Origin of the sequence: Sphingopyxis sp. YF1 (genome assembly GCF_022701295.1) — a bacterium.
Classification (GTDB): domain Bacteria; phylum Pseudomonadota; class Alphaproteobacteria; order Sphingomonadales; family Sphingomonadaceae; genus Sphingopyxis.
Genome location: NZ_CP033204.1, coordinates 2,369,782 through 2,389,313, shown reverse-complemented (window position 1 = coordinate 2,389,313; position 19,532 = coordinate 2,369,782). Strand labels below are relative to the sequence as shown.

The window sequence follows — 19,532 nt, the reverse complement described above, 5'->3', positions numbered from 1 at the left end:
CTTGTCACGCGCGGCGCTTGGCGCCATGCGGAGGCGCAAAACCGGTAATGCGAGGTGGACGATGGCGATAGGTGTCTGGGCGGCGATTTCGGCGGCGGTCGCGGTGGCGGCGGGGGCGTTCGGCGCGCACGGCGCGGCGGGGCCGCAGCAGGCCGAATGGCTGCGCACCGGCGGATTGTACCAGCTGATCCACGCGGTTGCGGCGCTGGCGATCATGGGCGTCGCGCGGGGCCCGGCGATCGTGCTGCTCGCGGGCGGGGCGCTGTTCGCGCTGACGCTCTATGCCATGGCGCTCGGCGCGCCGCGCTGGCTCGGCGCGATAACCCCGGTCGGCGGCACCCTGCTGATCATCGGTTGGCTGTGGGCGGGGTGGATTTACTGGCGGGGGTGAAGGCCGGAAGCCGCCCTGTCGAGGCCAGATCGGTCTTTCGTCACGGCGCTGCATGGCGCTGAGTGTATCGGCGTTTATCCCGCTCGCATCCGTATGGCGTCATTGCGCGCGAGGCGAAGCAATCTCCGGCCATCGCTCTGTCTTGCCGATGGCAGGAGATTGCTTCGTCGCTCCGCTCCTCGCAATGACGATAAAGGAGCCACGGATGCCAAGGGGATAAACGCCCAGCGTATCGACCGGTGCCTTGCCGAGAAGCGCCCTTCGACAGGCTCTGCGCTGCGGCGCAGCCTGATCCCGACCGTCTAACCCGCGGCCACGCTCGCCTCGCATTCCTCGCAGCGGACGACTTCGACGACCTGGTCGCCCGGTTCGAGCCGCCGCGCCTCGGGCTCCCAGAAGCCATAGGGCTTGCCCGCGCGATAGATGCGCAGTCCGCGCCCCTCGCTCGCGAGTTCGTCGATGCTGCGACCCACTTCCTCGGCCGCCACGGGCCGTTCGCGCAGCTGGACGCGCCCGCCGATGCTGGCGAGGTCGGCCATATAGTCGGCGACATGCGCGCCCTGCGCCGATCCGGCGAGCAGCAGCCCGGTGAAGCTGACCGGGTTGATGACGTTGTTCGCGCCCGCCTGCCGCGCGAGCAGTTCATTGTCCTGCGCGCGGATGACGACGCTGATCGGGACATGGGGCGCAAGGTGGCGGACGGTGAGCACCATCAGGATCGAGCTGTCGTCGCGGCCCGCCGACACCAGCACCGACTGCGCCTGTGCGATGCGGACGTCGATCAGCGTGTCGTCGTTCGAGGCATCGCCCTGGAGGACGTTGCAGCCCATCGCTTCGGCCTGCTCGATCCGCGCCGCCGACTGGTCGATGACGACGATGCAGCCGGGGTCGGTGCCGCGCGCGATCAGTTCCTTGACCGCCTCGCTGCCGCTGATGCCGAAGCCGAGGACGACGATATGATCGGTGAGCTTTGCTTGAATGCGGGCCATGCGCCATTTGTCCCATGTGCGTTTGATGACGAAATTATAGGCGGTGCCGACGAAGATGAAGAGCACCATGATGCGGATCGGGGTGACGATCACCGCCTCGATCAGCCGCGACCGGTCGGACACCGGCGCGATGTCGCCGAACCCGGTGGTCGTGACCGAGATCATCGTGAAATAGACGACGTCGAGGAAGCTGATGTGCCCGTCGTGGCTGTCCTTGAGCCCGGCGCGGTCGATCCAGTGGACGAGGATGACGACCCCGATCAGGAAGAAGGCAAGCCCCAGCCGCGCGATGACGTCGGCCCAGATCGGCCATTTCGCGGCGCGGCGCAGCAGGTTGAAGCTGTGCTGCAGGTGCAGTTTCGGGTTGGGCTTGCGGCTCATCGGGCAGGCAGCTGCCTGAGCGGGTCGATCGGCAGGCGGTTGCGGCGCAGCTGGAAGTGGAGCTGCGGCGATTGCACCTGGCCCGTCGCGCCGGCGCGGCCGATGACCGCGCCCGCCTTCACCGCCTGGCCGCGCCGCACGTCGAGTTGCTGCGCATGGCCATAGGCGCTGACCCACCCGCCGCCATGGTCGATCAGGATCAGCCCGCCATAGACCCCGATCTGGTCGCCGGCATAGGCGACGACGCCGTCGGCGGCGGCATGGATCGGGGTGCCCGCGGCGACCGCGATGTTGATGCCGTCGTTGACCTTGCCCGGCGCGAGCGGACCGAATTTCGCGATCACGCGCCCGTCGAGCGGCCAGCGGAAGCGGCCCGAAAAAGCGGCGGGCGGGGCGATCGCCGTGGTGACGGCGCCGCGCGGGGCGGCGCTGGCCGTCGCGGGCGCCCGGTTTTCGGCGAGCGCGGGCTGGCTGCCCGTCGCGATATCGTCGATGTCGAGATTGAAGGCGGCGGCGCGCGCGGCGATGTCGACCTGCTGCGGGGTCTGCGCGCGTGCGGCGTTGGGCAGCTTCAGCCGCTGGTCGATGCGCAATATATAGGGTTCGCTGAGCGCGTTGAGCGTCACGATCTCGCCCCAGTCGACGCCATAGGCCTGCGCGATGCCGATCCCGGTCTCGCCCGCGCCGACGCGGTGGTAGAGGCCCGCGGGAATGCGCAGCCGCTGGCCGGGAACAAGGCGGAAGGGGGTGGACGAGGCGTTTTCGATGCGGATCGCCTCGACGCCCGCGCCGGTGATCTCGCTGATTTCCTGGATCGACTGGCCGCGGCTGACGATATGGATCGACGCCTCGACGCGCTGCGCATTGGGGACGACCGGCTGGAGCGTCCAGGTCGGGCGGCTGTCGCCGCCGGTGACGCGCTCGGCGGGCGGGAGCGGGGCATAGCCCGGCGTCGGCGCCGGGGTCGGCGCGGGCGCCACCGCGCGGTGCGGCGGCGCGGACGCGGGAATGCAGGCCGCGAGCGGCGCGGCGAGCAGCGGAAGCAGGATCAGGCGATGCGGACGGTCCCCCATGCGCCTTATGTGCCAAAGCCTTGGCGGCTTGACCAGCCGCGACGTCATGGTGGCGGGCGGCGGGTCGGGGACAGGCGCGCACGCGGGCCGGGGTACGGAAGGCGGACCGTCAAACCTCGACATGCTGAAACAAGGTCGGGGCGACGAGATCGGATTCACTCGGCTTTCGGCCGTTTTCGGGTTTTCGCCGCGTGGTTCCGGATCAATCCTGCCGCGGCGCCTTCGGTTTCCATGTCACGACGCGGTAGACGTAGAGCAGGATGATCGAGCCGATCGCAACCAGCGCGACGGGGCCGATGAAGCGTTCGACCTCGTGGAACTGCCGGCCGAACCAGCTGCCCGCGCCGGCGAGCGCAGCGATCCAGATCGTCGATCCGGCGGCGGTCCAGAGCAGGAATTTGAGCTGGTTCATACCGACCATGCCCGCGGGCAGCGAGATCATCGTGCGCGCGATCGGCAGAAAACGGCAGACGAAGACGATGCCCGAGCCATATTTGAGGAACCAGTCGTGCATCTTCTCGACCTCGTCCCAGTCGAGCGTCAGCCAGCGCCCGAAGCGGTCGACGAGCGGCTTCAGCCGTTCGTAGCCGAACCAGCGCCCGATCCAGTACCACACCCAGTTGCCGAGCGTGGTGCCGATCACCGCCACCGTCACCAGCGTCCAGTAGTCGAAGCGACCCTGGCCGACCATCACGCCGCCGAGCCCCATGATCACTTCCGACGGGATCGGCGGAAAGACATTTTCGAGGAACATCAGGATCGCGATGCCGAGGTAGCCCCACGACTGGATGAGATCGAGAATGAATTCGGTCATGGGGAGGTCCTGCAACGGGTCTTCAAAGGCGCGTCATTGCGAGCGGAGCGAAGCAATCGAGGGGTATTCGATACCCCGCCGGATTGCCGCGGGCCTACGGCCCTCGCAAGGACGAGGCAAAGGAAATCGTCAGCCGATCCGGCGCGCGATGGCGTCCCAGATCATGCCCGCGGTGTCGCTGTTGTTGAAGCGGTCGATCGCGACGATGCCGGTGGGCGAGGTGACGTTGATCTCGGTCAGCCATTCGCCGCCGATCACGTCGATGCCGACGAAGATCAGCCCGCGTTCCCGGAGCGCGGGGCCGAGCGCGGCGCAGATTTCAGCTTCGCGCGGGGTCAGTTCGGCCGCCTCGGCATAGCCGCCGACCGCGAGGTTCGAGCGGAACTCGCCTTCGCCGGGCTTGCGATTGATCGCCCCTGCGACGACGCCGTCGACGAGCACGATGCGCTTGTCGCCCGAGGCGACGCTCGGCAGGAACTGCTGGACCATGAAGGGTTCGGGCCACACCTGGCCGAAGAGTTCGACGAGCGCACCGAGGTTCGCGCCGTCGGCGTCGACCTTGAACACCGCCTTGCCGCCGTTGCCGTGCAGCGGCTTGATCACCACCGCGCCGTAGCGCGACTGGAAATCCCTCACTGCGTCGAGGTCGCGCGTGACCATCGTCGGCGGCATATAGTGCGCGAAATCGAGCACGAAGACCTTTTCGGGGGCGTTGCGCACCGAGACGGGGTCGTTGACGACCAGCGTCTCGTCCCGGATGCGTTCGAGCAGCCATGTGCCGGTGAGATAGCCGAGGTCGAAGGGCGGGTCCTGCCGCATCAGCACGACGTCGACGTCGCGGCCGAGGTCGAGGATGACCGGATCGCCGAAACGGTAGTGCGCACCCGCCTCGCGCTGCGCCTCGAGCACGCGATGGGCCTTGGTCGTGAGCCGCCCGGCCTCCCACGTCAGTCCGCGCACGTCGTAATGATAGAGGGTGTAGCCGCGGTCGAGCGCGCTGAGCATCAGCGCGAAGCTGCTGTCGCCGGCGATGTTGATGCCGTCCATCGGATCCATTTGTACCGCGACGCGCAGGGTCATGCTTTGCTCCATCACAAATATGCCGTTCGCCCTGAGCTTGTCGAAGGGCCGTTCTTTTCTGCGGCGTCGCAAAGAAGGACGGTGCTTCGACAAGCTCAGCGCAAACGGGGGAGGGGGACTCCCGATGTCTGTCCGACGCCTAGGGTTGCCAGACGTGGACCAGATGGCGCGGCAGGCGCCGCGGCGCAAGGAGCATCACGTCGATGCGGATGTCGTCGCGCGGCCGCGCGAAGCGCGAGCGGAGCATTTCGGCGGCCGCGGCGACGCGGCGCAGGCGGTACGGATCGATCGCGAGATCGAGGTCGGCGGGCCGGTCGCGCCATTTGACCTCGACGAAGGCGACGACGCGGCCGCGCCGTGCGACGAGGTCGACCTCGCCCACGGGGACGCGCAGCCGTTGCCCCAATATCCGCCATCCGTGCAGCCGCAGCCACCAGGCGGCGCGGCGTTCGGCCTTGCGCCCGCGCGCTTCGGCCGCGGCGCGCTTCACCCCGCGTCTTTCAGTGCGAGCGCGCGGGCATAGACGTCGTGGCGGTCGAGCCCGAAGCGTTTGGCGACCGCCTTTGCCGCCTGCGCGACGGGCTTGTCGGTCATGGCGTCGCGCAGCGCCGCGTCGAGCGTCGTGTCGTCGGCGGCTTCGGGTAGGGCCTCTCCCGGCGGTGCGACGACGATCACGATCTCGCCCTTCGGTGGCGCATCGGCATAGCGCGCCGCGAGGGTGGTCAGAGGGCCAGTGACGCATTGTTCGTAGAGCTTGGTGATTTCGCGCGCGACCGCGGCTTCGCGGTCGCCGAGCCCGTCGGCGAGCGCGGCGAGGCTGGCGGCGAGGCGCGGGCCGCTTTCGTAGAAGACGAGGCTGGCGCGCAGCCCGGCGAATTCGGCGATGGTGTCGGCGCGCGCCTTGGCCTTGTTCGGCAGGAAGCCCGCGAAGAGGAAGCGGTCGCTGGGCAGCCCCGACAGGGTGATCGCGGCGATCGCGGCGCAGGGACCCGGGATGGTGGTGACGTGGCGCCCCGCCGCGCGTGCGTCGCGCACCAGCTTGTACCCGGGGTCGGAGATCAGCGGCGTGCCCGCGTCGGAGACGAGCACGACAACTTCTTCGGCCATGCGCGCAACCAGCGCGGCGCGGGTGCGTTCGTCGCTATGGTCGTGATAGGGGGTCATCGAAATGCGCAGGCCGAGATGCGACAGCAGCTTCGCTGTCACACGCGTGTCTTCGGCCGCGATCAGGTCGGCGCGGGCAAGCGTCGCCGCGGCGCGCGCGCCGATGTCGCCAAGGTTGCCGATGGGCGTCGCGACGATATAGAGACCGGGGACAGGAGAATCTGAGATGGTGGAATTCGGCATGACGCAGCAGATGGCAGAAACTGCGGCGCAGCGCCAAAACAATGCGTCGCCGCGGCGGCAAATGCTGCGCATGGCGGCGACGCTGGCGATGGCGGGTTTTCTGGCGGCGTGCCAGGTCGTGCCCAAGGGCGACGGCCCCGGCACCGCGCCGCCGCCGCCGAAAACGTCCGAAACCGACATCGGACCCGGCCTGCCGACCGATACCGACCGCCACCGCGTCGCGCTGCTCGTGCCGCAGACGGGACCGAACGCCGACGTCGGCACCGCGATCGCCAATGCGACGACGCTGGCGCTGCTCGATACCAAGACCGAACGGCTGCGCATCACCACCTATGACACCGCGCTGGGCGCCGCCGCCGCGGCGCGGCAGGCGGTCGCCGACGGCAACAAGCTGATCCTCGGCCCGCTGCTGACCGAGGACGTCGCCGCGGTCGCGCCGATCGCGCGCGACGCAAAGGTCCCCGTGCTGAGCTTCTCGAACGACAGCGGCGTCGCGGGCAACGGCGTGTTCATCATGGGCTTCGTCCCCGGCCAGTCGGTCGAGCGCGTCGTCGGCTATGCGCGCGGGCAGGGACATACGCGCTTCGGCGCGCTGGTGCCCAAGAATGTCTATGGCGACCGCAGCCTCGCCGCGTTGCGCGCCGCGGTCGCGCAGGCGGGCGGCACGCTGGTCGCCTCGGAAAGCTACGACCGCAGCGCAACCGCGCTGTCGGGCGCGGCGCGGCGGCTCGCCAACGGCCCGGCGATGGACGCGGTGCTGATCGCCGATTCGGGCGGCAATGCGATCCGCGCGGTGCCGGTGATCAAGAGTAGCGGCCCCAAGCAGATTCTCGGCACCGAATTGTGGAACACCGAATCGTCGCTGGGCAGCAACGCCGCGATGCGCGGGGCGTGGTTCGCGAGCGTGTCCGACGGGCTCTATGGCCAGATGGCGACCAGCTACCGCAATCGCTTCGGCAAGGCGCCATACCGGCTTGCCAGCCTGGGGTATGACTCGGTGCTGCTGACGGTGCGCATCGCGCGTGACTGGAAACCGGGGACCAGCTTTCCCGCTAACCGGCTGCTCGCCGCCGACGGCTTCGGCGGAATCGACGGCATCTTCCGCTTCAACAACCGCGGCATCGCGACGCGCGCGCTCGAGGTCAGCGAAGTGGGGGCGGGCGGTTTTCGCGTGATCGACCCCGCGCCGACCAAATGGGATGCCGGGCGGTAAGGACACCGCCTTAGTGGCATCGCCGCCACAGTCGGGCAAAAAGCGTTACGGCGGCGCGCCTCGCGGCCTTTACGCCGCGCCCGCGTTCACTATATGAGCATGGCGCGCGGGCGCATCGATTCCGCGCGCCCTTCGACAACGACCAGGAGATAAAGCAATACGCCCGCCCATGACACGCCGCCCGATGGCACCGCTGCCGCCGAAGAACGGCCCGCGATACAATGAATTCATCGCCTCGCCCAAGGTCCGCGTGATCGACGAGGAAGGCGAAAATCTGGGCGTAATGCTGACCGCCGAAGCCATCGAGCAGGCGGCCGAAGTCGGGCTGGACCTGGTCGAAGTCTCCCCCAACGCCGATCCGCCGGTGTGCAAGTTCCTCGACGTGGGCAAGTTCAAATACGAAGCCCAGAAAAAGGCGAACCTCGCCCGCAAGAGCCAGAAGACGCAGGAGATCAAGGAGATCAAGATGCGTCCGAACATCGACGACCACGACTTCGAAGTGAAGATGAAGAAGGTGTTCGACTTCCTTGGCGAAGGCGACAAGGTCAAGATGACGATGCGTTTCCGCGGCCGCGAGATGAGCCACACCCAGCTCGGGCTCAACGTGCTCCAGCGCGTCGCCGAGATGACGGCGGAAATCGCCAAGGTCGAGGCGCACCCGCGCACCGAGGGTCGCCAGATGCTGATGGTCCTCGCGCCGAAATAAGCGCCGGCGGCGTCAGCCGATCCGAAAATCGAGGGCGGTCGTTCCGTTGGAGCGGCCGCCCGCTTCGTATCGGCGTTCGGTCATGCGCACCGTGCCGTCGGTGGCGACCGCGACGAGGGTCGAGGCGCGCGTGCCGTAAACATCGCCGCCCAGGAACAGCGCCGGGTCATCCTCTTCGGCCAGCGTGTCGAGCAGGGTGGCCGGATCCGCGCCCGCCTCGACCGCAGCCGCGAGCGCGTTGCGCAGCCGCTCGGCGCGCGGGCAGGGCTCGTCGACGGGTTCGTTGGCGAGCGCGTGCACGCCGGGCGCCAGCGGCATGATCAGCGGCACCGGCCGGCTGGTGAGCAGCCGCGCCTCGCCGCCGCCGACCGCAAAGAGATTGAAGGCGTTGAAGCGCCGCAAATCCTCCGCCGCCGGGTCGCTGAAGCGTCCCTGACCGCGCAGCAGGTCGCTGACCAGCGCGCCGCGCGATTCTTTGGCCGGATCGGGCATCGCGCCGCGGACGTTGGTGACGACGACCGCGCGCCCGCTCGGCGCATGGACCCCGAGCCAGGTGCCCCCGGCCTGGAGGTCGCGGCCCGCGACGATGCCGCTGCCGTCGTCCCATAGGTGCAGCGGCGCGGCGGGGCGGCCGTGGAACTCGTCGCGGTTGCCGACGAGGATCAGCGGCCAGTCGGGGTGGACGCGGTGGGCAAGGGCGACGACGCACATGACGGGGCCTATCGGGTGCTGCGCCGCATTTGCCAAGCCCGTTCACGGCGCGCCGCTGTATTGCGGAGCTATATCACCGAATTGCCGGTGGCGGCGAAGCATGCTAGCTTCATCGGCGTTTCTGGAGGGGGAGACCGATTATGATACAAGCTGGCAAAACGCCCTGGCACCTGTGGGTCGTCGCGGGGGCTTCGTTCCTGTGGCACATGATTCCGGTGTCTGACTATGTCGGGTTCAAGACCAAGGCGGCTTGGTATCTGGAAGGCGCGCAGTTGAAGCCCGAACAGATCGCCTGGATCGATGCCTATCCGATGTGGGCCGATATCGGCTGGGCGCTCGGCGTCTGGGGCGCGATGGCGGGAACCCTGCTGTTGCTGGCGCGCAGCCGCCATGCAGTGACGGCCTTTCTGGTCTCACTGGTCGGCCTCGGGTTGATGAGCATCTATCAGGTCGGGCTCAAGTCGGCAGAGTATCAGGCGCTGTTCGGCACCAGCGTCCTGGGCTTCCTCTTCGTCATCTGGGTCGTCGCGATCGCGTTGTTCTTCTATGCCCGCGCGATGGCGGGCAGGGGCGCACTGCGCTGACGGAGGGGCCGACGCCATCAGGCGTCGGGCGACCTTTCGCCCCCTCCACCATCGCTCGCGGCGGTGGTCCGCCTTCCCGTGGCTTTGCCACAGGGAGGATATATGTCTGCGGCAGCCGCTGTCCCGTCGTTGCCATCCCGCGCCTGAATCCGGGCCGATTTCCCCCTTTCGCGCAGACGGGCGCCGATTATGTCCGCGGGGCAGGGCTAGCGTGATCATTTGCCGTCATCAGATGCGCGGGGAAGGGGGCAACGAGGGTTTGGGCGTCTTTCCAGTCGGCGGCCAGCCAGCGCTCCTCGTCACCGGCGTGGAGGATCAGCGGCATCGCACCGGCGGCGAGGCGCGCGACGAGCGGGTTGGGATCGGTTGCCAGCAGCGCGAAATGCGGGATCTCGTCGGCGAAGCGGACGATCCCCGCGAAGGCGAAGAGCGGCCGGTCGGCGACCGAGAGCCACAGCTGACGGCGGCGGCCCGCGGCGCCCGACCACAAGGGATAGCTTGTCGCGGGGACGAGGCAGCGCAGCTCGCTGTGGCGCAGCGTGCCGATCCAGAAGGGGCTCGCCAGGTTGCGCACGGTCGTCACAGGGGCGTCGCCGCGCGGCGGCGGGACGCCCCAGAACATCGGGCGCAGGCGGCGCAGGCCCGATTTGGCGTCGCGGACGATGACGGGTCCCGGACGGCCCGGCGTGACGTACCCGCCGCTCCACGGATCGCCGCCCGCATCGGCGCCGAAGGTCGCCGCGACGGCGGCGGCCGGGGCGTCGAGGCGGTAGAGGTGCGTCAGTCCGGCATCGCCCCATAGGCGCTGCGCAGTGCGGCGAGCGAGGCGTCGTGGGTCAGGTCGAGCTGGAGCGGGGTGACCGAGATATAGCCGTCGTCGATCGCCTCGAGGTCGCTGTCGTGGCCGAGGCTGTGCTCGATGCCGTGGAGGCCGAACCAGTAATAGCGATAGCCGCGCGGATCGGTGCCCTCGACGATCGAACCGCGGCCGTAATCGTGGAAACCCTGCCGCGTGACGCGGATGCCCTGGACGTCGGCGGCGGGGATGGCGGGGAAGTTGATGTTGATCAGCGTGCGCGGCGGCATGTCCCGGTCGAGCAGCGGGCGCAGCACCTTGGCGCCCCAGGCTTCGGCCGCCTCGAAGGGGACATTGTCGCCCATGCCTTCCTTGGCATAGACTTGGCTGAGCGCGATCGCGCGGATGCCCGCGAGCGCGCCCTCGATCGCCGCCGAGACGGTGCCCGAATAGGTGATGTCGTCGCCGAGATTGGCGCCGCGGTTGACGCCCGAGAGGATGAGGTCGGGCTTTTCGGGCATCAGCCTGCCGATCGCCATCATCACCGAATCGGTCGGGGTGCCGGTGCACGACCAGCGGCGCGGCCCGTGCTCGCGGATGCGCACCGGACGCGACAGGGTGAGCGAGTGGCCGGCGCCCGACTGTTCCTCGGCGGGCGCGCATACCCAGATATCGTCGCTGAGCTGGCGCGCGATCGCTTCGAGCACCGCCATGCCGGGGGCGTGATAACCGTCGTCGTTGGTGAGGAGGATGCGCACGTTTTGGTTCTTTCAGACTCGTTCGCCCTGAGCTTGTCGAAGGGCCGTCCTTTCTTTTCGCAACGTCAAAGAGAAGAACGGTGCTTCGACAAGCTCAGCACAAACGGATTAGGGGGTGAGCGAGGTGATCCCGCCCATGTAGGGCAGCAGCGCTTCCGGAATCGCGACGCTGCCGTCGGCCTGCTGGTAATTTTCGAGGATTGCGACCAGCGTCCGCCCGACCGCGAGCCCCGAACCGTTCAAGGTGTGGACAAACTCGTTGCCCCCCTTTTTCTGGCCGGAACCCGTTGGGCTTCCGGCGGGGACGCCCTCGCGGCGGAAGCGCGTGTTCATGCGGCGCGCCTGGAAATCGCCGCAGTTCGAACAGCTCGAAATCTCGCGATAGGCGTTCTGCCCGGGCAGCCAGACTTCGAGGTCATAGGTCTTGCGCGCGGCGAAACCCATGTCGCCCGCGCAGAGCAGCATCTTGCGGTACGGCAGGCCGAGCCCTTCGAGGATCAGCTCAGCGGCGCGCGTCTTGCGTTCGAGTTCGGCGTCGCTGTCCTCGGGACGGACGACCGAAACCAGCTCGACCTTCCAGAACTGGTGCTGGCGGATATAGCCGCGCGTGTCGCGCCCCGCCGAGCCCGCCTCGGAGCGGAAGCAGGGGGTGAGCGCGGTCATGCGCAGCGGAAGCTGATCTTCGGGCAGGATGTCCTCGCGCACCGCGTTGGTCAGGCTCATCTCGGAGGTCGAGATCAGCCAGCGGCCGTCGGTGGTCTGGAACAGGTCCTCGCGGAACTTGGGGAGCTGCGTCGTGCCGAAGGCGGCTTCGTCGCGGACCATCAGCGGGGTCGCGCATTCGGTGTAGCCCTGTTCGACCGTCTGGCGGTCGAGCATATATTGGCCGAGCGCGCGTTCGAGCCGCGCCATCTGGCCTTTGAGGAAAGCGAAGCGCGCGCCCGACATCTTCGCCGCGGTCTCGAAATCGAGCCCGAGCGCGGGGGCGAAATCGGCGTGCTCCTGCGGCGCGAAGTCGAAGCTGCGCGGGGTGCCCCAGCGCGATATCTCGACATTGCCGTCTTCATCCTCGCCCTCGGGCACGTCGGCGGCGGGGAGGTTGGGGAGCGCGGCGAGCTTGTCCTGCAAGGCGGCGAGCTGTTCGCGTTCGGCGTCTTCCTGCGCCGGGAGCGATGCCTTGAGTTCGGCGACCTCGGCCTTGAGCGCCTCGGCCTCGTCCTTGCGGCCCTGCGCCATCGCCTGGCCGATCGCTTTCGACGCTTCGTTGCGGCGCGCGAGCGATCCCTGGATTTCGGTCTGGAGCGCGCGCAGCGACGCGTCCATCGCGAGGATTTCGGCGGACAGGGGGGCAAGGCCGCGGCGCGCGAGGCCGGCGTCGAAAGCTTGCGGGTTTTCGCGGATCAGGCGGATATCGTGCATGGCCGCGCTATGGCGTCGCGGCTGGCCGGGCGCAAGTATGATCCTCCCCATGGGGAGTTGGCAGCGGCGTAGCCGCCGACCGGGGGCATGGCGCGACGTTGCCGCCCCTCCACCACCGCCTGCGGCGGCGGTCCCCCCTTCCCGCGGCTTCGCCGCAGGGAGGATTATCGTTCCAGCAGCGCGGCGAGCTGGTTCAGCACTGTCCCCCAGCCGTCGTGGAAGCCCATCGCTTCATGCTTTGCCGCATCGTCGGGGGTGCGATGCAGCACGCGCGAGGTGTAGAGCGTGCCGCCGTCCCGCGCTTCGAAGGTCAGGATCGCGGTCAGCGCGAGCCAGGGTTCGAGCGGTTGCCAGCCTTGCTTGAGAACGGTGGTCCAGACCAACCGCTCGTGCGGCACGGCTTCGAGGAAACAGCCCTCGACGTGCGGCTGCCAGTCGCCGTTACCCTCGCGCATATGCGTCTCGAAACCGTCGCCGGGGTGAAGATCGAGCCTGACCACACGGCATGCGAGCGGCGCCGGAATCCACCAGCGCGCGAGCTTGGCGGGATCGGCCCACGCGTCCCACACCGCGGCGGGCGGGGCGGCGATGCGGCGTTCGATCGTGAGTTCGGTTTCGGCGGACATGATCATCCCTCCGCTGGTTGCGATTCGACGAAGGCGGCGAGGCGGTCCGCGCGCCCCTGCCAGACGGTGCGTTGTTCGGCGAACCAGTCCTCGGCCGCGGCGAGTCGCGCGGCCTCGACATGACAGGTGCGCACGCGGCCGCGCTTTTCGGAGCGGACCAGCCCCGACGCTTCGAGCACCGCGAGATGCTTGAGAAAGGCGGGCAGGCCGATCGCGAAGGGTTCGGCGAGCTGTTTGACCGGTGCCGGCCCGCGCATCAGCCGGCCGACCACCGCGCGCCGCGTCGGGTCGGCGAGAGCATGGAACAGCGTGTCGAGTGCGGGCTGTTGGTTTGCCATGTGGTGAAGTTTAATTGAAGTATCGCCGATTGGCAAACTATCTGTCGGAGCCAAAAGAAAGGGCCGCCTTTTGGGGGCGGCCCTTCGACAGGTGGCGGGACGAACCCGCCGCCAGTGGATGGCTCAGGCCGCGTCGCGGTCTTCGTCGTTGCGGTTGGCGGCGCGGCGGCGCGCGACGAGCGCGGCGGCGGCGGCGCCGAACAGCAGCAGCATCGGCGGGGCGGGAACCGGCGTGGGGTCGCCCGACGAGCTGCTGGTGCTGCCGCCCGAACTCGACGACGAGGAAGAAGAGGACGAGGAGGATGACGAGCTCGACGACGAGCTGCTGCTCGACGAGGAGGAACTGCTGCTCGATCCGCCGAAGCTGCTCGTGCCGCCCGTCGCGCCCGACGAGGTCGCGCCCGACGAGCTGCTGCTCGACGAGGACGACGACGAACTGCTCGACGAGGAGGAGCTGCCCCCCGAGGAACTGCTGCTCGACCCGCCCGAGCTCGACGACGAGGAGCCGCCCCAGCCCGAGCTGCCCTTCGACGAGCTGCCGTGGCCGTGCGAGCTGCCGCCCTTCGACGAGCCGCCCGACGAGGAAGAGCTCGACGACGAGGAGGACGAAGAGGAAGACGAGCTCGACGACGACGAGCTGCTGGTCGAGGTCGTGTTGCCCGACGTGGTCGAAACATTGCCCGAGGTGGTGCTGACGCCGCCGGTCGAGGTCGAGATGCCGCCGCTGGTCGTGGTCGTGCTGATCCCGCCGGTCGTCGTCGACGACGAGGTCGTGCTGACGTTGCCCGACGTTGTCGAGGTCGTCGACGCGACATTGCCCGAGGTGGTCGAGGTGACATTGCCCGACGTGGTGGTGGTCGTGGTCGTCGTGCTCGACGGATTGGGTTCGCCGCCCGACGTGCTCGACGTGCCCGTCGAGGTCGTGGTCGAGGTGATCACGACGCTGCCGCTGCTGCCGCCGCCCGACGAGCCGCCGAAGAAACCGCCGAAGAAGCCGCCGCCGAAACCGCCGCCGAAACCGCCGCCGACCACGGTCACGCCGCCGCCGCTACCGCCGCCTTCCCATCCGCCGCGCGCGGGGAAGGGGGCATAAGGGATCGGGGGCAGCGGGATCGTCTGGGTGACGACCTGCGTCTGCGGGGTCACGGTGCGGATGACCTTCTTCGTGGTCACGACGCGGCGCACGCGCTTGACCGGCTTCTTTGCGGCGTAGCGCTTGCGCACGACCTGCTTCTTGCAGCAGTTCCCGGCCTTCTGGACCTGGGCCGTGGCGGGCACGTCGCTGATCTTCATCGCGCCGGTGCCGATGATCGCACCGCCGCAGGTGCAGGCGCAGAGCTTTGCGAGGGCCATTCGGACAGACATAAATTGCTCTCTCTTTTCCCGTTGCTTGGTGGGAAGGCGCCACCCCCGGCACCTGTTTGCACCTCTGTTAGCGCCAAAAGGCCAAAGCTTTGTGAACGCGTCCACGGTGTTAACCGCGTTTGACTGTCCGACAGCGGGAAAAGGGTCGCGGAATCAACCCTGCAGGCCTCATATGTGCCAAAATCGGACAGGAGTTGGCTCGATTCTCTCGATTTGGTTAACCGCAGCGCGTGCGCCGGGGCAAATCGGGACGCGCGCGCGGCATCGGGAATCGCTCGCGCGGCGCCCGCCGGTTCACCGGCGCTTCACGCAGCGCGCGCTATCCGCCGCTTCGGCGCTTGTATCGCCTTCGTCGGCTGGTTATAGGCGCGCCACTCCCCGGTCCGCCACGCCCGGCGGCACCGCGAGACGAAAGGACGCAAGAGCCCGTCATGCCCACTCAGACCGCCGACATTGGTGCAGACGCGCTCCGCGAAGCCAAATCCAACCTCGATTCGGACTATCTTCCCAGCGACAGCGAAGAATTCATGAACGAGCGGCAGCAGGAATATTTCCGCGGCCTGCTGCTCGCGTGGAAAAAATCGATCCTGTCCGAATCCGAATCGACGCTGGCGCACCTGCAGGACGGCCCGCTGCGCGAGCCCGACCTGGCCGATCGCGCGTCGAGCGAGACCGACTGGGCGATCGAACTCAGGACCCGCGACCGCCAGCGCAAGCTGATCGCCAAGATCGATTCGGCGATCCGCCGCATCGACGAAGGCGAATATGGCTATTGCGCGGTGACCGGCGAGCCGATCTCGCTCGCGCGGCTTCAGGCGCGCCCGATCGCGACGATGACGCTGGAGGCGCAGGAGCGCCACGAGCGCAACGAGCGGATTTCGCGCGAAGACTGACGCGCTCCCCGCGCCCATCGCCGCATTCTGCCCCGCGGCGGGACGCAAACCGCTCCGTTTACGGTATTTACGTTTCCGCAAGGGCTGCGCCCTAGATTCGCCCCCTCGACTGTTACGGGGAAGATCGGCGATGGATTCGCAAGGGCCAGCATCTTTGGACGAGGAAGTCGCGGCGCTGTCGCGCGGCGCCGACCGCGACAGCCTGTTCATGCAGGCCAATGTCATCATCGCCGGCAGCACCGAACCCGTGCTGGTGCGCGTGCGCAACCTGTCGGCGGGCGGGATGCTCGCCGAAAATCCGGTCCGGGTCGAACAGGGCGCCGCGGTCGAGGTCGAACTGCGCAACGTCGGCCCGGTGCCGGGACGCATCGTGTGGGCGGGCGAGGGGAAGTTCGGGATCGCGTTCGACCGGGCGGTCAATCCGCAGGCGGTCCGCCGTCAGGTTGTCAACAAGACCGAGCTTCCGGTCAGCCTTTCGGGGCTGGGCCTGAGCAAGGGGCGGCCGGCGATCCGTCCGCGCTGACCCGTTCCGCTTGCGGAAGGAGCAGCCGGGGATCGCGGCCGGAAACGGGGCCGTATCGTGTACGGCCCCGGCGATCGTCAGGCGATCGCGTGCAGCTCTTCCTTGATCCTGAGCTTCTGTTTTTTCAGTTGTGCCAGCACGCCCACGTCGGGAGCGGGGCGCCGTTCTTCATTCGCAATCTTCGCGTCGAGGTCCGCGTGGCGGGACTTCAGGGCGGAAAGGTGCGAGATGTTCATCGGCCAGTCTCCTTCATTGCGACTCGGTTGGCAGGACGGAGTTAATCATGGATCGGCGCCTTTGTCGCGGGGGGAGCGGGCCGATTCGCCGAGCCGGTTCCCGTTGCGGACAAAATGCGATTCTGGCAGGAGGGGATTTGTGACGTCCGAAGAAATCACCCAGCGCCTCGAACTGCTCCGCGTCGAACATCGCGACCTCGACGCCGCGATCACCGCGCTCGGCGCCGCGGCGATCCCCGACCAGCTCCAGCTCGCGCGGCTCAAGAAGAAGAAGCTGAAATTGCGCGACGAAATCGCCTGGTGCGAGGACCAGCTGCTTCCCGACATCATCGCATGACCCGCGGCGCCCCGCCGCCGGGTTCCGAAAAATGGTTAGCGCGCTTGTAAGCGGGCGCGGTGGCATGGCATTCCCGCACCATGATCCGGGGGCACATAAATCGAGCGGCGATCGGCCTGCCGGTCCAGCGCGCGCAGGTCGAAAATCTCTATGTCGAGGCGATGCTGCTCGCCGACGAGGCGTACACCGCCTTTGCAACGCAGCGCGGCGCGTTTGCGCACGATGCGCGGCGCGGCGCCGACGACAGCCTGCTCCAGGTCAGCCTTGCCTGCGAATCGCTCAAGACGACGACGCGGCTGATGCACATCATCGCCTGGCTGCTCCACCGCCGCGCGATGATCGCGGGCGATCCCGGCGCGGGTCCCGACGACAGCGCGGCGCGGATCGGCGAGCCGGTCGCCGCCGACTGGGCGATTTGCGACCGCCTCGATGGATCGCTGCAGCGGATCGTCGCTGCGAGCGAGCGGTTGTTCGAGCGGATTGCCGCGCTCGAGACGGGCTGGGAAAGCCCGCTCGCCGTGACGCCGGTGCAGGCGATGCTCGCCCAGCTCGAGGCGCGGCTCTGAACCGGGGAAGGCTCACCGGGCGGAGGCGGGCGCGGGAAAATGGTTTAAATCGACCGGTTGCGGACGTCGGAAATCCTCCCCGTGGCCGCAGGCCATGGGGAGGGGGACCGCCGCCGCAGGCGGTGGTGGAGGGGCGGCCGAAAGGTCGCGCGACGCCTGACGGCGTCGGCCCCTCCGTCAGCGCTGCGCGCTGCCACCTCCCCATCGCTGCGCGACAGGGAGGAGCAACGGAAAGCGACCGTTAGTCGCCGCTGGAGATGCGCACCCCGGCGAAAGCCGGGACCCAGAATGCCGACACGGATCTCGCGTGTTGCTGCAATGGACCCCGGCTTTCGCCGGGGAGCACGAAGGGCTGGATTCGGTCATTTTCCGTCATCCCGGAAATGGGCGACGTCCGCTCCCCCCAAGCCGACGTCATAGTAACGGCCCTAGGTTGAATCGACATTCAGCACCAGAAGGCGATGGCGGCGAGGTATAGAGTTGCGAGGTAGTTGTGTGGGAGGCGGTCGTATCGCGTGGCGACGCGGCGTAGCTGTTTGAGCTTGCCGATGGTGCGCTCGATCCGGTTGCGAAGCCTGTAGATGGCAGGGTCGAAATCGCGTCGGCGTGGCATGCAGACGCGCTGGGGGATGACGGGCCGAGCGCGGCTGGTTTCGACATGGTCGAGGATGGCGTGGCTGTCATAAGCCTTGTCGGCGAGGACATGGCGAGCGTCGAGACCGGTCAGCAACGGGATCGCGAGCTTGGCATCGCTGACATGGCCGCCGGTCAGGATGAAGCGCACCGGTCGTCCGAAGGTATCGACCGCGATATGCCATTTGGAGGTCAGTCCTCCTCGGGAGCGCCCCAGAGCCTGGTCGCCGAGCCCCCTTTTTGACCCGTCGCCGCTTGGGCATGGGCGCGCACGATCGAGCTGTCGATCATCAGATACTCATTGTCCCGATCGCGGGCGAGCGAGGTGAAGATGCCTTCCCACACCCCGGCAGCGGCCCAGCGGGTGAAGCGCTTGTGAACAGTCTTGTACTTGCCATAGCGCTCCGGCAGGTCCGACCAGCGCGCACCCGACCGCAAAACCCACAAAACACCGTTCACAAACAGGCGGTTATCCAATGCTGTGCGGCCAGGATCAGATGCCTTGCCGGGCAGCATCGGCGCGATCCGAACCCACTGCGCCTCGCTCAACTCGTACCGCTTGATACCCATGATACCTCCGCAATCTGCGGAAACTCATGAATCAGACACCAACGCTCTTGGGAATCCCTGAATGTCGATACAGCCTAGCCCAGCCACTCGACCCACGCCCCGTGCGCGTGCGCGCGGCCGAGCATCGTCGGGGCGCCGCCGCCCGGCCAGTGGCGCACCACCAGTTCGTGGTGGTGCACGGTCCGGTTCGCTTCCAGCGCGATCCACGCGAGCGGGCGCTCCGGCGTCGCGCGGGCGCCGGCCGCCTCCATCGCGGCGGTGACGCGCGCCTGCTGGTCGGCGGGGACATATTGCCAGACGATCGAGTGCATCAGCACGCGCGTGGTGCCCGCGGCTTGCGGTTTTGCCAGTTCGGCCTCGACGAAATCGGCGGCGTTCATCCGGACGATATCGGGCTTTTCCTCGGTCGCGGCGGCGATCGCAGCCTCCATCCGCGCGAAGCGGACATGATGTTCGGGCCAGATATAGGCCTTGAGCCGCAGCGCCTGTACCGGGTCGGTCAGATCGACGGGGGCGACGTCGCAGCCGTGGGTGCTGGCGATCCCGATCCTGTGCTGTGGCGGATGGTTCCCGCGCCATTCGGGGGCAAAGGCCATCGCCCCGGGCTGCGGCCCGACCTGCACCCCGGCGAGGTCGTAATGATAGCGCGCGAGCATCAGGTTGATCCCCGCGCTCGACCCGATCTCGAGGCACTCGAAGCGCGGCGGCAGGCCCCGGTCGGCGAGCCACAGCATCGCGGCGATGAAGTTCGACGAGCGCCCCGCCTCGTTGGTCTGCGGCGGGCCGTCGAGCCACGGGAGCAGCACCGCCTCGTGCCGCGTCACCACCCCGGCGACGATCGCGGCGTCGTTGATGTCGTCGGCATCGGCATAGACCGGCGCCAGTTCGGGGGCAGCGCCCGCGAGGTGGAGCGCGTGGAGCCCGCCCGCGGCGCGCAGCGGCAGTGCGTCGGCGAGCGGCGCGCCCTGCCACCCCGCAAGGCGGCGCGCGAAACCGGTCGCGGGGCGGTCGAGCAGCGCCGCGAGCGCCGCGACGATCCGCGCGGTCACCGGGGCGTCGTTGGCGCGGCAATAAAGCACCTGGTTGTGAAAGGCGGCGCGCACCGCGTCGCCGCCGGTGTCGCCGAGTTCCATCGGCTGGTAACGCTCGCTCATTGCCCTTTCTCCCGTCGCCGCTTATGGGC

General features: G+C 68.3%; 23 protein-coding genes and 1 pseudogene. 9 read left to right on the top strand and 15 right to left on the bottom strand.

Going from position 1 to position 19,532, the window contains the following annotated elements; all coding sequences use genetic code 11:
* Positions 1-61 precede the first annotated feature (61 nt).
* Positions 62-391: a DUF423 domain-containing protein gene (locus EAO27_RS11660; protein ID WP_242769742.1), complete on the top strand. Its 330-nt coding sequence runs from the start codon at positions 62-64 to the stop codon at positions 389-391.
* Between the two features lie 302 nt (positions 392-693).
* Here the strand turns inward: EAO27_RS11660 and EAO27_RS11655 are convergent, their stop codons facing one another.
* The 6 genes from EAO27_RS11655 to rsmI form a co-directional block, all read right to left on the bottom strand.
* Positions 694-1,761: a potassium channel family protein gene (locus tag EAO27_RS11655; protein ID WP_242769740.1), complete on the bottom strand. Its 1,068-nt coding sequence runs from the start codon at positions 1,759-1,761 to the stop codon at positions 694-696.
* Positions 1,758-2,834 (bottom strand): M23 family metallopeptidase, encoded by a 1,077-nt coding sequence (locus EAO27_RS11650; RefSeq protein WP_242769736.1) that lies wholly within the window; start codon positions 2,832-2,834, stop codon positions 1,758-1,760. Before EAO27_RS11650 ends, EAO27_RS11655 begins: the two co-directional genes overlap by 4 nt.
* A gap of 202 nt (positions 2,835-3,036) precedes the next feature.
* Positions 3,037-3,648 (bottom strand): DedA family protein, encoded by a 612-nt coding sequence (locus EAO27_RS11645; protein ID WP_242769734.1) that lies wholly within the window; start codon positions 3,646-3,648, stop codon positions 3,037-3,039.
* A 129-nt stretch (positions 3,649-3,777) separates the two neighbouring features.
* Positions 3,778-4,728, bottom strand: a complete 951-nt coding sequence (gene gshB / locus EAO27_RS11640; RefSeq protein WP_242769732.1) for a glutathione synthase — start codon at positions 4,726-4,728, stop codon at positions 3,778-3,780.
* A gap of 139 nt (positions 4,729-4,867) precedes the next feature.
* Positions 4,868-5,218 (bottom strand): YraN family protein, encoded by a 351-nt coding sequence (locus tag EAO27_RS11635; RefSeq protein ID WP_242769730.1) that lies wholly within the window; start codon positions 5,216-5,218, stop codon positions 4,868-4,870.
* Positions 5,215-6,075 (bottom strand): 16S rRNA (cytidine(1402)-2'-O)-methyltransferase, encoded by an 861-nt coding sequence (rsmI, locus tag EAO27_RS11630; RefSeq protein WP_242769728.1) that lies wholly within the window; start codon positions 6,073-6,075, stop codon positions 5,215-5,217. The genes EAO27_RS11635 and rsmI overlap by 4 nt, the downstream gene beginning before the upstream one ends.
* 61 nt (positions 6,076-6,136) lie before the next feature.
* On the opposite strand from rsmI, the gene EAO27_RS11625 reads away from it, so the two are divergent.
* Positions 6,137-7,288, top strand: a complete 1,152-nt coding sequence (locus tag EAO27_RS11625; RefSeq protein ID WP_242780580.1) for a penicillin-binding protein activator — start codon at positions 6,137-6,139, stop codon at positions 7,286-7,288.
* A 169-nt stretch (positions 7,289-7,457) separates the two neighbouring features.
* Complete coding sequence (infC, locus tag EAO27_RS11620; RefSeq protein ID WP_242769726.1) at positions 7,458-7,994, top strand: translation initiation factor IF-3; 537 nt, start codon at positions 7,458-7,460, stop codon at positions 7,992-7,994.
* A 12-nt stretch (positions 7,995-8,006) separates the two neighbouring features.
* Here infC and EAO27_RS11615 read toward each other — a convergent pair whose 3' ends face one another.
* Positions 8,007-8,705, bottom strand: coding sequence for an NRDE family protein (locus EAO27_RS11615; protein ID WP_242769724.1), 699 nt, complete (start codon positions 8,703-8,705; stop codon positions 8,007-8,009).
* Positions 8,706-8,845: 140 nt separating this feature from the next.
* Here EAO27_RS11615 and EAO27_RS11610 point away from each other — a divergent pair, with 140 nt between their 5' ends.
* Entirely contained in the window at positions 8,846-9,289 is a 444-nt protein-coding gene (locus EAO27_RS11610) for a hypothetical protein (protein WP_242769721.1), read from the top strand.
* A gap of 187 nt (positions 9,290-9,476) precedes the next feature.
* Here EAO27_RS11610 and EAO27_RS11605 read toward each other — a convergent pair whose 3' ends face one another.
* From EAO27_RS11605 to EAO27_RS11585, 5 genes are all read right to left on the bottom strand, one after another.
* Complete coding sequence (locus EAO27_RS11605) at positions 9,477-10,073, bottom strand: SOS response-associated peptidase family protein (RefSeq protein WP_278190164.1); 597 nt, start codon at positions 10,071-10,073, stop codon at positions 9,477-9,479.
* Positions 10,070-10,843, bottom strand: coding sequence for a 5'/3'-nucleotidase SurE (gene surE, locus EAO27_RS11600; protein WP_242769718.1), 774 nt, complete (start codon positions 10,841-10,843; stop codon positions 10,070-10,072). Before surE ends, EAO27_RS11605 begins: the two co-directional genes overlap by 4 nt.
* 108 nt (positions 10,844-10,951) lie before the next feature.
* A complete protein-coding gene (gene serS / locus EAO27_RS11595; protein WP_242769716.1) occupies positions 10,952-12,262 on the bottom strand; it encodes a serine--tRNA ligase in 1,311 nt (436 codons plus the stop codon).
* 164 nt (positions 12,263-12,426) lie between these two features.
* Complete coding sequence (locus tag EAO27_RS11590) at positions 12,427-12,888, bottom strand: SRPBCC domain-containing protein (RefSeq protein ID WP_242769714.1); 462 nt, start codon at positions 12,886-12,888, stop codon at positions 12,427-12,429.
* 2 nt (positions 12,889-12,890) lie between these two features.
* Complete coding sequence (locus EAO27_RS11585; protein WP_242769711.1) at positions 12,891-13,226, bottom strand: metalloregulator ArsR/SmtB family transcription factor; 336 nt, start codon at positions 13,224-13,226, stop codon at positions 12,891-12,893.
* Between the two features lie 232 nt (positions 13,227-13,458).
* Here EAO27_RS11585 and EAO27_RS11580 point away from each other — a divergent pair, with 232 nt between their 5' ends.
* From EAO27_RS11580 to EAO27_RS11570, 3 genes are all read left to right on the top strand, one after another.
* Positions 13,459-14,319, top strand: coding sequence for a hypothetical protein (locus EAO27_RS11580; RefSeq protein ID WP_242769709.1), 861 nt, complete (start codon positions 13,459-13,461; stop codon positions 14,317-14,319).
* A 703-nt stretch (positions 14,320-15,022) separates the two neighbouring features.
* Positions 15,023-15,484, top strand: coding sequence for an RNA polymerase-binding protein DksA (gene dksA, locus EAO27_RS11575; protein ID WP_242769707.1), 462 nt, complete (start codon positions 15,023-15,025; stop codon positions 15,482-15,484).
* A 154-nt stretch (positions 15,485-15,638) separates the two neighbouring features.
* Complete coding sequence (locus EAO27_RS11570) at positions 15,639-16,007, top strand: PilZ domain-containing protein (protein ID WP_242769704.1); 369 nt, start codon at positions 15,639-15,641, stop codon at positions 16,005-16,007.
* 77 nt (positions 16,008-16,084) lie between these two features.
* Here EAO27_RS11570 and EAO27_RS11565 read toward each other — a convergent pair whose 3' ends face one another.
* On the bottom strand, positions 16,085-16,243 hold the full coding sequence (locus EAO27_RS11565; protein WP_242769701.1) for a YdcH family protein: 159 nt from the start codon (positions 16,241-16,243) through the stop codon (positions 16,085-16,087).
* Positions 16,244-16,382: 139 nt separating this feature from the next.
* On the opposite strand from EAO27_RS11565, the gene EAO27_RS11560 reads away from it, so the two are divergent.
* Both EAO27_RS11560 and EAO27_RS11555 read left to right on the top strand, forming a co-directional pair.
* Positions 16,383-16,580, top strand: a complete 198-nt coding sequence (locus EAO27_RS11560) for a DUF465 domain-containing protein (RefSeq protein WP_242769698.1) — start codon at positions 16,383-16,385, stop codon at positions 16,578-16,580.
* An 80-nt stretch (positions 16,581-16,660) separates the two neighbouring features.
* A complete protein-coding gene (locus EAO27_RS11555; RefSeq protein ID WP_242769695.1) occupies positions 16,661-17,146 on the top strand; it encodes a DUF1465 family protein in 486 nt (161 codons plus the stop codon).
* 445 nt (positions 17,147-17,591) lie between these two features.
* On the opposite strand, the pseudogene EAO27_RS11550 reads toward EAO27_RS11555, so the two are convergent.
* Positions 17,592-18,295, bottom strand: a pseudogene (locus EAO27_RS11550) (IS5 family transposase).
* Positions 18,296-18,423: 128 nt separating this feature from the next.
* A complete protein-coding gene (locus EAO27_RS11545) occupies positions 18,424-19,503 on the bottom strand; it encodes a DUF2332 domain-containing protein (RefSeq protein ID WP_242769691.1) in 1,080 nt (359 codons plus the stop codon).
* Between the last annotated feature and the right edge of the window lie 29 nt (positions 19,504-19,532).